Origin of the sequence: Mannheimia glucosida (assembly GCF_046267875.1) — a bacterium.
In the GTDB taxonomy this organism is placed as follows: Bacteria; Pseudomonadota; Gammaproteobacteria; order Enterobacterales; family Pasteurellaceae; genus Mannheimia; species Mannheimia glucosida.
Genome location: NZ_CP176502.1, coordinates 1,307,177 through 1,322,725, shown reverse-complemented (window position 1 = coordinate 1,322,725; position 15,549 = coordinate 1,307,177). Strand labels below are relative to the sequence as shown.

General features: G+C 40.5%; 14 protein-coding genes. 7 read left to right on the top strand and 7 right to left on the bottom strand.

The features are described 5' to 3' along the window. Positions 1-62 precede the first annotated feature (62 nt). The 6 genes from hemA (at position 63) to rsmA (ending at position 7,146) form a co-directional block, all read left to right on the top strand. On the top strand, positions 63-1,370 hold the full coding sequence (gene hemA, locus ACJ7Z2_RS06435) for a glutamyl-tRNA reductase (protein ID WP_409499720.1): 1,308 nt from the start codon (positions 63-65) through the stop codon (positions 1,368-1,370). Positions 1,371-1,554: 184 nt separating this feature from the next. Next, positions 1,555-3,090, top strand: a complete 1,536-nt coding sequence (gene der / locus ACJ7Z2_RS06430) for a ribosome biogenesis GTPase Der (protein ID WP_126302269.1) — start codon at positions 1,555-1,557, stop codon at positions 3,088-3,090. A gap of 95 nt (positions 3,091-3,185) precedes the next feature. Further along, positions 3,186-4,613: a bifunctional D-glycero-beta-D-manno-heptose-7-phosphate kinase/D-glycero-beta-D-manno-heptose 1-phosphate adenylyltransferase HldE gene (gene hldE / locus ACJ7Z2_RS06425; protein WP_409499719.1), complete on the top strand. Its 1,428-nt coding sequence runs from the start codon at positions 3,186-3,188 to the stop codon at positions 4,611-4,613. A gap of 19 nt (positions 4,614-4,632) precedes the next feature. After that, positions 4,633-5,181 carry a bifunctional pyr operon transcriptional regulator/uracil phosphoribosyltransferase PyrR gene (gene pyrR, locus ACJ7Z2_RS06420; protein ID WP_409501116.1) on the top strand — a complete coding sequence of 183 codons (549 nt, stop codon included), beginning with the start codon at positions 4,633-4,635 and terminating at the stop codon, positions 5,179-5,181. Positions 5,182-5,259: 78 nt separating this feature from the next. After that, a complete protein-coding gene (locus tag ACJ7Z2_RS06415; RefSeq protein ID WP_409499718.1) occupies positions 5,260-6,204 on the top strand; it encodes a peptidylprolyl isomerase in 945 nt (314 codons plus the stop codon). A 75-nt stretch (positions 6,205-6,279) separates the two neighbouring features. After that, complete coding sequence (gene rsmA, locus ACJ7Z2_RS06410) at positions 6,280-7,146, top strand: 16S rRNA (adenine(1518)-N(6)/adenine(1519)-N(6))-dimethyltransferase RsmA (protein WP_126302272.1); 867 nt, start codon at positions 6,280-6,282, stop codon at positions 7,144-7,146. A 110-nt stretch (positions 7,147-7,256) separates the two neighbouring features. Here rsmA and upp read toward each other — a convergent pair whose 3' ends face one another. The 7 genes from upp to leuA form a co-directional block, all read right to left on the bottom strand. Further along, positions 7,257-7,886 (bottom strand): uracil phosphoribosyltransferase, encoded by a 630-nt coding sequence (gene upp / locus ACJ7Z2_RS06405; protein ID WP_126302273.1) that lies wholly within the window; start codon positions 7,884-7,886, stop codon positions 7,257-7,259. Positions 7,887-7,910: 24 nt separating this feature from the next. Continuing rightward, positions 7,911-9,596: a long-chain-fatty-acid--CoA ligase FadD gene (fadD, locus tag ACJ7Z2_RS06400; RefSeq protein WP_126302274.1), complete on the bottom strand. Its 1,686-nt coding sequence runs from the start codon at positions 9,594-9,596 to the stop codon at positions 7,911-7,913. Continuing rightward, on the bottom strand, positions 9,574-10,038 hold the full coding sequence (locus tag ACJ7Z2_RS06395) for a SoxR reducing system RseC family protein (protein ID WP_154704137.1): 465 nt from the start codon (positions 10,036-10,038) through the stop codon (positions 9,574-9,576). The genes fadD and ACJ7Z2_RS06395 overlap by 23 nt, the downstream gene beginning before the upstream one ends. After that, the gene (locus tag ACJ7Z2_RS06390; protein ID WP_409499717.1) at positions 10,035-11,018 is read right to left on the bottom strand and encodes a MucB/RseB C-terminal domain-containing protein; all 984 of its coding nucleotides are present in this window, start codon (positions 11,016-11,018) and stop codon (positions 10,035-10,037) included. Before ACJ7Z2_RS06390 ends, ACJ7Z2_RS06395 begins: the two co-directional genes overlap by 4 nt. 157 nt (positions 11,019-11,175) lie before the next feature. After that, positions 11,176-11,799: a sigma-E factor negative regulatory protein gene (locus ACJ7Z2_RS06385; protein ID WP_154704136.1), complete on the bottom strand. Its 624-nt coding sequence runs from the start codon at positions 11,797-11,799 to the stop codon at positions 11,176-11,178. Positions 11,800-11,844: 45 nt separating this feature from the next. After that, on the bottom strand, positions 11,845-12,417 hold the full coding sequence (gene rpoE, locus ACJ7Z2_RS06380; protein ID WP_409499716.1) for an RNA polymerase sigma factor RpoE: 573 nt from the start codon (positions 12,415-12,417) through the stop codon (positions 11,845-11,847). A gap of 221 nt (positions 12,418-12,638) precedes the next feature. Beyond that, entirely contained in the window at positions 12,639-14,183 is a 1,545-nt protein-coding gene (leuA, locus tag ACJ7Z2_RS06375; protein ID WP_006249367.1) for a 2-isopropylmalate synthase, read from the bottom strand. Positions 14,184-14,674: 491 nt separating this feature from the next. Between leuA and ACJ7Z2_RS06370 the strand changes: the two genes are divergently transcribed. Next, positions 14,675-15,490: a Cof-type HAD-IIB family hydrolase gene (locus ACJ7Z2_RS06370; protein WP_126302278.1), complete on the top strand. Its 816-nt coding sequence runs from the start codon at positions 14,675-14,677 to the stop codon at positions 15,488-15,490. Positions 15,491-15,549: the final 59 nt, after the last annotated feature.

Genomic DNA, 15,549 nt, shown 5'->3' with positions numbered 1-15,549 from the left:
ACTTCACGCTCTTGATTAAAATACTTGCGTTTTTATTTTGATCTTTATTTTTGTGGGTAGCAATGACAATTTTAGCGTTAGGAATCAACCATAAAACCGCCTCTGTGGGTTTAAGAGAGAAAGTGGCGTTTGTAGATGACAAACGTAAACTGGCTCTTGAACAAATCCAAACGAGCGGATTGGCTGAAAGCGTGGTCATTCTTTCTACCTGCAACCGCACCGAACTCTATTTCCACCAGCCTAATATTTCTCCCCGTGAAGAGAGCGAGGAAAATATCCAATGGCGTGAGCAATGTTTCCGCTGGTTTGCCCAAATTCATCAACTTGATGAAAACGAGTTGCGTGAATGTTTATATTTTAAACAAAATTTAGACGCCGCTAGCCACTTAATGAAAGTGGCAAGCGGATTAGATTCACTAATTTTAGGCGAACCACAAATTTTAGGGCAGGTTAAACAAGCCTATCAATATAGCGAAGATTTCTACCAACATCAGCAAAAAGCAATGTCCACCAAGCTTTCTCGCTTGTTCCAACGCACCTTTGCCACCGCCAAACGAGTACGTTCCGAAACCGAAATCGGTAGCCAAGCGGTGTCGGTTGCTTATGCTGCTTGCGGTTTAGCCCGTCAAATTTTCGATAATTTTGGCAAGTTACGCTTTTTGCTGGTAGGGGCAGGCGAAACCATTGAATTAGTCGCCCGCTATTTAATTCAACACGGGGCGAAAAATATAATGTTGGCAAATCGCACCCATATTCGGGCGGAAATGTTGGCGGAAAAACTAAACGCTCCAATGCAAATTCTGTCGTTAAGTGCTTTGCAGCTCGGTTTAAACCAAGCTGATGTAGTCATTAGCTCCACCGGTAGCCCTGATACGCTAATTAGCAAAGAAATGGTGGAAATTGCACAAAAACAACGCCAATTTGACCCATTTTTGCTGATTGATATTGCCGTCCCTCGTGATATTGATGAAAAAGCCGGCGATTTAGATGGCGTTTATTCTTATAGTGTTGATGATTTACAAAATATTATCCAACGCAATATGGCTCAGCGTGAAGAAGCCGCCAAACAAGCCGCTGAAATTGTCAAAGAGGAAAGCAAAGCGTTTTTTGAATGGTTAAAACAACAGCAGTCTAGCGATTTAATTAAACGCTACCGCCAAGACGCAGAGCAAACACGCCAAGAGTTGTTGGAAAAAGCCCTGCAAGCAATCAGTCAAGGGCAAGACAGCCAAAAAGTGTTGAGCGAGCTAAGCTACAAACTCACCAACCAGTTACTACACGCTCCAACCCAAGCGTTACAAGCAATGGCAAAAAGTGGCAACTCCACCGGCTTGCAAAGTTTTTCAAGAGCATTACGGCTAGAAGAATGATTCTCAGCACATTCTTTTAGGCATATTTGCAAAAAATTGAACATTTTTAACCGCTTGCGGACGCACGCCGTGCGTTCCTCCCCGTGTTCCCGATCTTCTTCTAATTTCAACTTCCCCAAATTTCCGCTATAATAAGCCAATTTTTGCAACGATTTTGCAAATAACTGGATATAGAGGATACAAAATGACTCCTGTTGTTGCCCTAGTGGGCAGACCTAATGTCGGCAAATCGACTTTATTTAACCGTTTAACTCGCACCCGAGATGCCTTAGTAGCAGATTTTCCCGGCTTAACCCGAGATCGTAAATATGGCCACGCTAATATTGCAGGCTACGATTTCATCGTAATCGACACCGGTGGTATTGATGGCACTGAAGAAGGCGTAGAAGAAAAAATGGCAGAACAATCGTTATTGGCGATTGAAGAAGCCGATGTGGTGCTTTTCTTGGTTGATGCCCGAGCCGGATTATTACCTGCTGATGTCGGCATTGCTCAATATTTACGCCAACGTGAAAAAACCACGGTGGTGGTTGCCAATAAAACCGATGGTATTGATGCCGACTCTCACTGTGCCGAATTCTATCAATTAGGCTTAGGCGAAGTAGAACAAATTGCCGCTGCACAAGGGCGTGGAGTTACACAGCTTATCGAGCAAGTGTTAGCTCCGTTAGGAGAACAGCTAAATGCTGAGCAATTTAACGAAGAACAAGCGGGCGAAAATGCTGAAAATGTTGCAAATGAAGAAACCGATGAATGGGATACCGAATTCGACTTTGAGAGCGAAGAAGATGCGGCATTATTAGATGAAGTCTTGGCAGAAGAGGCAGAAGAGTCGATTGAAGATAAAAATATCAAAATTGCGATTGTCGGTCGTCCGAATGTCGGTAAATCAACGCTGACCAACCGCATTTTAGGCGAAGAGCGTGTGGTGGTTTATGATATGCCGGGAACAACCCGTGATTCTATCTATATTCCAATGGAGCGTGACGGTCAGCAATATACCATTATTGATACCGCCGGCGTGCGTAAGCGTGGCAAAGTGAACTTAGCGGTTGAGAAATTCTCGGTAATTAAAACCTTGCAAGCCATTCAAGATGCAAACGTGGTGCTATTAACCATTGATGCTCGTGAAGGCATTTCCGATCAGGATTTATCACTACTCGGCTTTATTCTGAATGCCGGTCGTTCATTGGTAATTGTAGTAAACAAATGGGACGGTTTATCGCAAGATATTAAAGATCAAGTGAAATCGGAGTTAGATCGCCGTTTAGATTTTATTGATTTTGCCAGAGTGCATTTTATCTCGGCATTGCACGGCTCAGGCGTGGGGAATTTGTTTGATTCGGTAAAAGAAGCCTACGCTTGTGCAACGCAAAAAACCTCGACCTCAATGCTGACTCGCATTTTGCGTATGGCTGCTGATGAACACCAACCACCATTGGTTAATGGTCGCCGAGTGAAATTAAAATATGCTCACCCGGGTGGCTACAACCCACCAATTATTGTGATTCACGGCAATCAGGTTGAAAAATTAGCGGATTCTTACAAACGTTATTTAAGTAATTATTTCCGTAAAAGTTTAAAAATTATCGGCTCGCCAATTCGGATTTTATTCCAAGAAGGCAATAACCCGTTTGCCGGTAAGAAAAACAAACTAACGCCAAGCCAATTACGCAAACGTAAACGTTTGATGAAGTTTATTAAGAAAAGTAAGAAATAATATCTAACGATAGCGCAAGCGTCCACGCTTGTGCTAAAACTAATAATGGCACAAGCGTGGCCGCTTGCGCCATCATTTAACAGAGAATATTAACTATGATGATGCAATACTCTCCAAAATTTAATAATGCTAAAGTGCTGGTGCTTGGCGATGTAATGTTAGACCGTTACTGGTTCGGGGCAACCAATCGAATTTCGCCTGAAGCCCCTGTGCCGGTGGTTAAAGTACAAGATATTGAAGAGCGTGCCGGCGGTGCGGCAAACGTGGCGATGAACATCGCCAGTCTTGGCGTACCGGTAACATTACACGGCTTAATTGGCGATGATGATGCCGGACGTGCTTTAGATAAATTACTGAATTCACACCAGATTCAAAATCAATGTGTGGCGATTAATTCGCACCCAACCATTACCAAATTGCGGATTCTTTCCCGCCATCAGCAATTATTACGGTTAGATTTTGAAGAGGGCTTTCATAATGTCGATTCCACTGCCCTACTTGCAAAACTTTCGCAAGAAATCACCGCTTACGGTGCATTAATTCTTTCAGATTACGGCAAAGGCACGTTGGAATCGGTGCAACAAATGATCCAAATTGCCCGCAATGCGAACGTGCCGGTGTTGATCGACCCGAAAGGCATAGACTTTGAACGCTATCGTGGGGCAACATTGCTTACACCAAATATGTCGGAATTTGAAGCGGTGGTTGGGCATTGTAAAGATGAGGATGAGATTGTCAGCAAAGGGTTAAAACTGGTTGCCGACTATGATTTATCTGCACTATTAGTTACCCGTTCGGAAAAAGGAATGACCTTACTTCGCCCGAACCACGAGCCTTATCATCTGCCGACCCAAGCCAAAGAGGTTTATGATGTAACCGGTGCCGGCGATACCGTAATCAGTGTATTAGCCACTGCGATTGCCGATGGCAGAGCCTATGAAGAAGCCTGCTATTTAGCGAACGCTGCTGCCGGTGTAGTAGTAGGTAAATTAGGTACATCAACAGTCAGCCCGGTTGAGCTGGAAAATGCGATTCACCAACGCACCAGCACCGGTTTTGGCGTGGTGTCCGAAGCCGAATTAAAAGCGATTGTGGAAGAAGCGAAAAAACGTGGCGAAAAGATCGTGATGACGAACGGTTGCTTTGATATTCTCCACCCCGGCCACGTTTCCTATTTAGAAAACGCCCGTAAATTAGGCGACCGATTAATTGTAGCCGTCAATACCGATGCTTCGGTAAAACGCCTAAAAGGCGAAGCTCGCCCGATTAATGATTTAGCTGCCCGTATGGCAGTTTTAGCTGGTTTAGCCTCTGTAGATTGGGTTGTACCTTTTGATGAAGATACACCGCAACGCTTAATTAGTGAAATTTTGCCGGATTTATTAGTAAAAGGTGGCGATTACAAACCGGAAGAAATCGCCGGTAGCCAAGAAGTATGGGCAAACGGTGGTGATGTCAGAGTGTTAAACTTTGAAAACGGCTGCTCTACCACCAATGTGATTAAAAAAATTCAAGCACTCTAACGGTATATAACTAATGGCGATAGAAAAAATCATTATTGATACCGAGCAATTTCATCGCACAATATCTCGTATTTCACACCAAATTATTGAAAAACACGGTGGCTTGCAAGATGTTGTGATTGTTGGCATCAAACGCCGAGGTGCTAACATTGCTGAATTTATTCAAAAACGTATCGCAGAATTGGCTCAAATTGAATTACCAATAATGGCGTTGGATATTACTTTCTACCGTGATGACTTAGATTTGATTTATCAAGACCCCGTATTTATGGGAGCGGATAACCAGCTAAATCTGAACGGTAAAAAAGTGATTTTAGTTGATGATGTTCTCTTTACCGGCAGAACCATTCGGGCGGCTCTTGATGCACTCTTAGATTTCGGCAGAGCCGCTAGAATTGAGCTAGTGATTTTGGTCGATAGAGGTCATCGGGAATTGCCGATCCGAGCCGATTATGTCGGAAAAAATATCCCGACCGCTAAAAACGAGCAAATTCAAGTGCAGACGGTTTCTTACGATGGGATTAATCAAGTGGTCTTAGTTCCTGCTGCAAATAAAGAAAGTGCTTAAATTAAGTGAACCTTTTCGGTAAACTTATCTCTAAGGAAAAGTGATTCCTTAATTATCTCCATTAGGATTGTTATAAAAATGAAATTAATCAAATCATTATTTGCTGTTGCCGTTGCAACAATGAGTCTTACCCAAACCGCCCACGCATTTGAAGAAAGAGTGGTGGTATTAGTGAATGATACCCCTATTATGCAAAGCCAGGTTCAACGTGTGCTTGGCAAGAAAAAGGCGACAGAAACTGCTCAACGTGCGGCTATTGATCAAGTGATTGATGATATGTTGGTGCAACAGGCAATGAAAGAAGCCGGCGTTAAAGTCAGCCCAGCTGCGGTAAACCAAGCGGTTGAAAATGTGGCAATTCAAAACGGTATTACTTACGGTCAGTTATTAGATGCGTTAGATTATCAAGGCATTACGCTGGAGCAATTCAAACGTAATATTGCTCAACAAATGGCAATGGAGCAGGTTCGCCACATCAGTATCAGCAAATCTATTCAGGTTGCGCCACAGCAAGTGCAAGCTCTCGCAAAAGATTTAATGGCGAAAGATAAAGCAGCGGGCAAATTGAAAACCGTTTCTGGCAAAGAGCATCGCATTAGTCATATTTTGCTCAAAACCAACCCGATTTTAAATGATGCTCAAGCCAAAGCAAAACTTAGCAGCTTAACTACTGATATTAACTCAGGCAAAATCAGCTTTGAAGAAGCGGCAAAAACCCATTCTGTTGATTATGCCTCAGGGGCAGACGGTGGAGATTTAGGTTTTAACTTCTTAGAAATTTACGATCCGGCATTTGCGAATGTTGCATCAAAAATCAAACCAAACCAAATTTCTGCTCCGTTTAAATCGCAATTTGGTTGGCATATTTTGAAAGTCACCGACACTCGTAACGGAGACAGAACCGAAGATGCTTACCACCAACGTGCTTATCAGCAACTGGTGAACAAGCAAGCCGAAGAAGCCTCTAAAGATTGGGTAAAAGCCCTTAGAAAAACCGCCAATATTCAATATGTCGGTCAATAATTAAAATCTTCAAGAACCTCGCATATGCGGGGTTCTTTTCTTATTTCAAAAAGGATAACTTTAAAAAGGATAACAATGAGTTCCACAAATTCCAAAAAACATTTAGGTCATACCGCTCGTAAGCGTTTCGGGCAAAACTTTTTGCACGATATGAACATTATTCACAGCATAGTTTCAGCCATTAACCCGAAAAACGGACAATTTTTATTAGAAATCGGTCCGGGTTTAGGAGCATTAACCGAGCCGGTTGCCGAATTGGTAGATAAACTCACGGTGGTTGAAATTGACCGTGATTTAGCAGAGCGTTTACGCCACCACCCGTTTTTAAACCAAAAACTCACCATTATTGAGCAAGATGCCCTACGCTTTAATTTCCGTGACTATTTTAACCAACTCAACTTAGACGAAGACTCGGTGCGTGTGTTTGGTAACTTACCTTACAACATTTCTACGCCCTTGATATTCCACCTGCTGACCTTTCACGACTTAATTCAAGATATGCACTTTATGTTGCAAAAAGAGGTGGTGAAACGTTTATGTGCCGCGCCAAACAGTAAAGCATACGGGCGTTTAACCATTATGGCTCAATACTATTGCCAAGTAATTCCGGTGCTGGAAGTGCCGCCAACCGCCTTTAAACCAGCACCAAAAGTGGATTCTGCGGTGGTTCGTTTAGTGCCTTATAACCAACTGCCTTATCCGGCAAAAGATGTGTATTGGCTCAATCGGGTCACAACCCAAGCCTTTAACCAACGCCGTAAAACCTTACGCAATGCTCTTTCAACCCTGTTTAGTGCGGAGCAACTAGAAGCCTTAGGCGTTGATTTAACCGCCCGAGCGGAAAACCTTACCATTGCCGATTATGTGCGTTTGGCTAACTGGCTACACGACAACCCGCCGACAATTGATACAACCGAAGAATTGGTTGATGAAGATTGCTAATCAATAAATTACAAGCGATCATTTTTCTACCAAGATTTGCAAATCTTTAGTGAAAAATGACCGCTTGTTTAAATCAGCTTTACTTGTTTTGCTGTTACTTAGTTTTGATGTTACTTGGTGCCGAAAATTTTATCCCCTGCATCGCCTAAGCCTGGAATGATATAGCCGTTTTCGTTTAAGTGACTATCGATTGAGGCGGTGTAGAGTTCAACATCAGGGTGAGCAGCTTCTAATACTTTAATCCCCTCTGGAGCGGCAACTAACACTAGCACTTTAATCTGCTTACAGCCTGATTTTTTCAGGAGGTCAATGGTTGCTACCATTGAGCCACCGGTTGCAAGCATTGGGTCGGTGATAATGGCTAAACGCTCATCAACATCGTTAGCAAGTTTTGAGAAATACGGCACAGGTTTTAAGGTTTCTTCGTCACGATAAATCCCAACCACGCTAATTCTGGCACTTGGAATATGCTCTAACACACCGTCCATCATACCTAAGCCAGCACGCAGAATCGGCACAACAGTCACTTTTTTGCCTTTAATTCGCTCAACCGCAATTTTCTCTCCGCTCCAGCCATTGATCTCAACTGTTTCCATTTCCAGATCTTTGGTTGCTTCGTAAGTAAGCAGACTACCAATTTCATTCGCTAGCTCACGGAAATCTTTGGTGCTGATTTCCGCTTCACGCATTAAGCCCAATTTATGCTTTACAAGCGGGTGTTTTACTTCAACAATTTTCATTTTAAGCTCCTTAATTAGGGTAATTTAAGCCTTATTAACCTTTGCTAATTCTTCATCTCTTAATACTCGGCGAAGAATTTTGCCAACATTACTTTTTGGTAGTTCGTCACGAAATTCGATGTCTCTTGGAATTTTGTAGCCGGTTAAGAATTGACGACAATAGGTTCTCAATTCATCTCGGGTTAAACTTTCATCTTTTTTGGTTACAAAAATTTTAATGCTTTCGCCGGAAGCCTCACTCGGCACACCAATCGCCACTACTTCATTCACTTTTGGGTTTTGGGAAATCACTTCTTCAATTTCGGTTGGGTACACATTAAAACCGGAGACAATAATCATATCTTTTTTACGATCAACAATGCGTAAGTTCAGATCATCCCCCATTACCACAATGTCACCGGTTGCCATCCAACCATCTTGTAGCACTTGTGCCGTTTCATCAGGACGGTTCCAATAGCCTTGCATCACTTGCGGACCTTTAACGACTAATTCTCCTCGTTCGCCCTGTGGCACTTCTTTGCCTTCATCATCCACAATACGAATGTCAGTATTTGGCACCGGCACACCAATAGAGCCGGAATATTCCACCGAATCGCCACGGGTTGCACTAATCAGCGGAGAACATTCTGTCATTCCATAACCTTCGATAATATGTACTCCGGTTAAATCGTGCCAGCGTTTTGCCACGCTAGATTGGATCGCTGCACCGCCACCTACACTTAATTTTAGGTGTGAAAAATCAACCTCTTTAAAACTTTCGTGATTAAGTAATGCATTAAACAATGTATTTACCCCAGTAATCACTGAAACTTTGTACTTTTTTAATTCTTTAATAAAGCCTGGAATATCGCGCGGATTAGTAATTAATAATCCGGTAAGTCCTAATTCGATAAAGAGCAAGCAATTCATCGAAAGTGCTAAGACGTGATACAGCGGTAAAGGCACCAATCCAATCATATTGGCAGAATTACCCAACAATGGCTCAACAATCCATTTTGCCTGCATCATATTAGCAATTAAGTTTTGATGAGTCAGCATTGCCCCTTTCGCTACACCTGTAGTACCGCCAGTGTATTGTAAAAAGGCGAGATCTTGGCTGACAATATTCGGTTTTACATATTGACGCTGTTTGCCAATGCTTAAGGCTTCACGGAAGCTGACCGCATGTGGCAATTTATATTTCGGCACTAATTTTTTGATGTATTTCACCACAAAATTGACTAAGGTGCGTTTGCCGAATGAAAGTTGGTCGCCCATTCGGGTCAAAATAACGTGCTTAATCTCAGTATTAAAGACAATTTTTTCTAAGGTAGCCGCGAAGTTCGAAACAATCACAATCGCTTTCGCACCACTATCATTTAATTGATGTTCTAATTCACGTGGCGTATAAAGCGGATTGACATTCACTACTACAAGCCCGGCACGTAATGCGCCAAATAAAGCGATCGGATATTGCAATAAATTCGGCATCATCAATGCGATTCGATCACCTTTTTTCAGGCGTAATTCATTTTGCAAATAGGCTGCAAAAGAACGGCTACGCTCCTCCAATTTGCGGAAAGTCAAAACTTGCCCCATATTGATGTAAGCAGGAATATCGGGGTGGCGGTTTATCGCTGTTTCAAACATTTCCACTAACGATTCATATTGATCTGTTTCAATCGTTTTTGGTGAATAAGGCGGATAATTATTTAGCCATATTTTTTCCATTATAGTCTCCTAAAACCTTACCTAAAAAGATAGGTGAAAAATTTGCTTGTTTGCTGTGTTTATGAATCAATTTTCTTACAGCCCAGAATGTTATACCTGTTGAAAGCAACATTATAAATAAAACAATAAGCTCATTTGCAAAAAATTGCGAAAATCCGACCGCTGTCATCACAAGAACCAGCAGAGGAATGCCATAAATTAAAAACACGCTTTTGAGCAAGATATTTTCAGCTAAGCCCAGTTGAACCTTATCGCCTACTTTTAGGGGTTCATCTACCTCAATACTAAAACGAGGGGCAATTTTTTCCCCAGCTAATGCCGACAATGCTTTTGTTCCACAAGCAGACTGAGCTGCACAGCCACCACAGCTACTTTTAGCATAACATTGTACAATAGCCACACCATTCTGATATTCTACTACTGTTGCCTGTTCAATCATCATGGCTGAATCCCTTCCTTAAAGTGAATATTTTTCATAATTTGCTTAGCAGATTGCAACGGCACATCACCAATAATCACAATATCTTTATCATTAATCGTTTGATTTAAAATCGTTAATTTACCTTGTTGCCAAGCGTACTCATTAAAACTCACACCTTGGCTAGGCATAATATAAATAGTTAATGTAGATAAACCATCACTATATACTCTGCTATCTACATACTCACTTTCCACTTGATATGTCGCACCTGTGACTGTTTGTTGCTGAATTAACCTAAACCCTGTCGGCAACCAATTCACCTTCCAGCCATCAGACTTGGGAAATTCTTCTTTTTTCACTGTCGTTAATGTTGGTAACATTAGTGATCCTATTACATTTGCAATCCTATCCAATTCTGGAGATTGATAAAGTTGCAAAACTCTGAATTCTTCTAATACCAAATTATCCATATTCAAGACTTGGCTTTTAAGTAATAAATGTGTTTCTTCATCAATCCATAGTGTGTAAGCATATCTTAAAGTATCATTTGGCTTCATACGAATTACCTTTGTAATTCGGTCAGAAATACGATCTTTACCAGCATCTAAAAAGGCATAACCTTTTAAATTTGCATAATCTGTGTAAAGTACATTAGGGAGGTTATCTAAAATCTGTGAACTATTTAAACTAAAAGGACGAAAATTATAACCCAAATAGCTGACCTTGTTATTTTTTAAAATAATTTCTTCTCGGCTATGATCTAAATTCAGTAATTGGGCATATTCTTTATTATGGGTAAAAGCATGACGTAAACGGAAAGATTCTGTATCACTTCCCTGTTGAAGAATATAAACTAATTCATAAGTGGATTTTTTATGTGCTTCTGACATAGCCGTTAAATATGCTAATGGTGTTTTAATAGTTGATTCTGCCCAAGCAAATGTATAACAGGCAGAAATAACCCAAAACAACAATAAGTATTTTTTTATCTTAAAAAGCATATTTATTCTCAAGCCAAATTAACTTAGGTTATTTTAGCAAAAAATTTTCACTATTTCGCTACTTGTTGGTTATTTCTTATTTTTTCGCTACATTTACATACAAAAAGCCACATAATTATGGATAAATTATGTGGCTTTCAGTAACTTATTTTACCTATTATTTTTGTATATTTGACTCTGATTCTGTATTGGAAGAAGTTTGTGCTTTTTGCTTTTCTTCCTCAGATAAGGTTAAATTTTTAACGTTATTAGTACGGCGTTGTAACTCATGGTTTTCTAATAACGCATTAATCTTACGCTGTTGAAGCTCTAACTGTTCTTCTGTTGGTTGATCTTGAACTGGCGCATTATAACTTACCGCTTCAACTGAATTGCTAAATGGCAATGTTTGTAATACTGGTTGTTGCGTTTGAGCCATTTCATCACTCGCATTCATTGAATTAACCCCTAATACCGCAACTAAGCACACTGAAGCTGCAATACCGGCTTGCATAATTGGAGTTCCCCAACGCTTGAGCTTGAGCAATAAGCCTTTAGGTTTCTCTACATTTGCTTGAGATTCAATTTCTTCATTTTCCAGTAATGCTTCCATTTTAGCAGAGAAATCTGTCCCTAAAATGATCTCATCACCTTGCATCACACTACGAATAGTGTGATAACTTGCCCATTTTTGCTGTAATTCAGGGCTGTTAGTTAATGTTTCTACAAATGTAGTATCAACATTTTGCCCATCCATATAAGCTGAAAGGCGTTCATTTTGTTGAGTGATGCGTTCTTGCATGATTGACTCCAATGATTTAAATCTCTTCTAAAATAATCTTTCTATCTATTGCATAAGTGGCTTGATTTTAGCATCAATCGCTTCCCTTGCTCGGAAAATACGGGAACGTACAGTACCAACCGGACACTCCATCACTTCTGCGATTTCTTCGTAACTTAGACCTTCCAATTCTCTTAAACGAATGGCGGTTTTAAGCTCATCAGGTAAATTTTCAATCGTATCAAACACGACTTGCTTTAATTCCTCAGATAATATCAAATTCTCCGGTGTATCACTTTCACGAAGCTGCGCGCCTACATCATAACTTTCAGCGTCTTCGGCGAGAATATCTTCTTTTGGCGGTCTTCTACCTAAAGAGGTTAAATGATTTTTCGCAGTATTCACTGCAATCCGATAAAGCCACGTATAAAAAGCACTTTCGCCACGGAAAGACTCTAAAGAACGATAGGCTTTAATAAAAGATTCTTGCACAATGTCCGGAATATCATCTCTTGCAACATAACGAGTCAGCAAACCGGCAACTCTATTTTGATAACGTACAACAAGTAAATTAAATGCTTTTTTATCACCTTTTTGTGCTTTTTCGACTAATTCTTGGTCGGTGATCTGTTCGCTCAACTGCGGACTCTCCTAAATATCAATATGTCATTTTCCATTGCACACTTTGTTAGTGCGTGCTTTATGACAAAAGTTCAAAAAATTTGAAAAATTGTGTAATTTTTTACATTCCTAGATAAAACCTACTTAATAAACTAAGCAAGCGGTCGGATTTTAGCGAAATTTTGCAAAAATTTCAAAAAATCCGACCGCTTGTCTATGTTATGCTTTCGCTCTATAAGTTATTTCTTCGCTTTTAAATCTGCCACTTTTTGTGAACGGTAAATCGCATTAATGGCGTGAATTAAAGCTCGGGCTGAAGATTCCACAATATCGGTTGCCAAACCCACACCGTGGAATTTTCGACCTTCATATTCCACTACAATATCCACTTGCCCTAATGCTTCTGCTCCTTCGCCTTTCGCAGTCAGATTATAGTGCGACATTTTGAGCTCCATTCCTACAATGTTCATAATGGCATTGTAAGTTGCCTCAACCGGACCATTTCCCCCTTGAGAAGTCGCACTTTGACGAACGCCGTCTAATTCAACTTGTACGAAAGCAGATGCCGGTAAACCGCTGATAAGTTGGGTGGTGATCACATCTAACTTTAAGCGGTCTTCATCGCCTTGCTGCATATCAATGAAGGCAAGAGCTTCTAAGTCATAGTCAAACACTTGTCCTTTTTTATCAGCAAGTTGCAAGAAGGCTTCATAAAGTTTATCTAAATCGTAATCCGTTTCCGTATAACCCATATCAGCCATATGCCCTTTCACCGCTGCTCTACCTGAACGGGCAGTTAAATTCAGCTTCTCTTTTTTCAAGCCGATAGTTTCCGGTGACATAATTTCATAGGTATTTTTATTTTTCAGCATACCGTCTTGATGAATACCTGAAGAGTGAGCGAAGGCATTGCTACCGACAATCGCTTTGTTCGGCTGAATCGGCATATTGCAAAGCTGGCTCACCATTTGGCTGACACGATGAATCTCTTGGGTATTAATGCGGGTATCAACCCCCATAAATTCTTGGCGGGTCTTAATTGCCATTACCACTTCTTCAAGTGCGGTGTTACCGGCACGTTCGCCAATACCGTTGATAGTACACTCAATCTGTCTCGCTCCGTTTTGCACCGCTGTCAATGAGTTGGCGGTTGCCATACCTAAATCGTTATGGCAGTGAACAGAGACAATCGCTTTATCGATATTCGGAACACGGTTCATCACTTGGTGGATAATATTGCCGTATTCATTCGGCAAACAGAAACCGACTGTATCCGGAATATTCACTGTGGTTGCACCGGCATTAATGGCAGCTTCTACAATACGGCAGATGTTATCAATTCCAGTACGCCCAGCATCTTCACAGGAAAACTCAACATCATCAGTATAATTTCTGGCACGTTTTACCGCTGCAACCGCCATTTCGACTACATCATCAAATGAACGCTTTAATTTAGCTTCAACGTGTAATGCCGAGCTAGCAATAAAGGTATGAATACGGAATGCTTCTGCTACTTTTAAGGCTTCATAAGCTGCATCAATATCTTTTGCGACCGCTCGGGAAAGTGCCGCCACACGGCTGTTTTTGATATGACGAGCGATGGTTTGTACCGATTCAAAATCACCCGCTGATGAAACCGGAAAGCCGACTTCCATAACATCAACCCCTAAACGCTCTAAAGCAAGGGCAATTTGTAATTTTTCTTTTACAGTTAAACTTGCTTTTAATGATTGTTCGCCATCACGTAAAGTCGTATCAAAAATAATAATGTTATTGTTGCTCATAGAAGCCTCTTTTTAGTTTTTTATTTGATAAAAAAAGCCCGCATTTTAAGGTGCGGGCAAGAATGTGGATAGTCCATTTACTTTTTCCAACCAATCTTTATCCTCGCACAGAATGCGATAACAGAGATAATCGGAGTAAGGTAAATTTTTCCATGTTGTGTTATGTGTTTATGTTTGCATTGTTATTCGGTAGTTGAAGCTTATATTATCCTTATCCAAATCAATGTCAATAGCATTTTTCTCTTTACGCAACCGTTTACCCGCCCATTAATTCAAGTCATACCAGATTATTATATTGAATATAACCCACTTATCAGTTAAAAACACTAATTCATTTAAACAAAATAATACAAAGAATTAATTTTAATCATAAAACAGATATTTAGAATTTAATGATATTTTTGTAAAAAAATTTAAAAAAATTTGTTTTCTTTGAAGTTTCAGATCAAATTTGGTAGCCTTTGGTATTATTTTATTGTTAGGAATAGATTATGACTCTCCCATTTCGTGCAGTTATTTCCGATCTTGATGGCACACTATTAAATGCTAATCATAAAATTGGTGATTTCACTATTGATACATTAGAACAACTATCAAAAAAAGGTGTTGATATTTTTTTCGCCACCGGTCGCAATCATCCAGATGTGTCCCAGATTATTGGGAAAGTAAACGTTAAAAATGCAATGTTAGTCACTTCAAACGGAGCAAGAGCCAACAATTTAGAGGGTAAAAAAATTCTCAACCATTATTTACCGGAAGATCTTGCCTTTGAATTAATGAACATTGAATTTGACGATCAAAATGTTTGCCTAAATAGTTATCAAGGTGATGAATGGTTTATCAATAAAGAGGTTGCAGAGCTGAAAAAATTCCATCAAGATTCAGGGTTTAGCTATCAAGTAGTGAATTTTGCTCATCATCACGGTCGAAATACCGAGAAAGTGTTTTTTATCGGCAAAACTGCTGAAGCTTTAGTACAGATTGAACATTATATTCGGGATACCTATGGCGACCGTGTGCAAATGACCTACTCTGCCCTACTTTGCCTTGAAGTGATGGCAAAAGGAGTGTGCAAAGCCAATGCTCTCGCCGAATTGGTCAAATTACGGGGCTACACCTTAGCCGATTGTATCGCCTTTGGTGACGGTATGAATGATGTTGAAATGCTGAGTTTAACCGGAAAAGGGTGCTTAATGGGCAATGCAGACCCTCGTTTAAAAGCCGTATTGCCGAATAATGAAGTGATTGGTTTTAACAAAGATGAAGCGGTAGCAAGCTATCTTCGAGCCACATTTGGCATTGTTTAGTTGAGAGCAACTTTTTTGCAAATTTTTGTCTAAATTTGACCGCTTGTATATCATCAAGG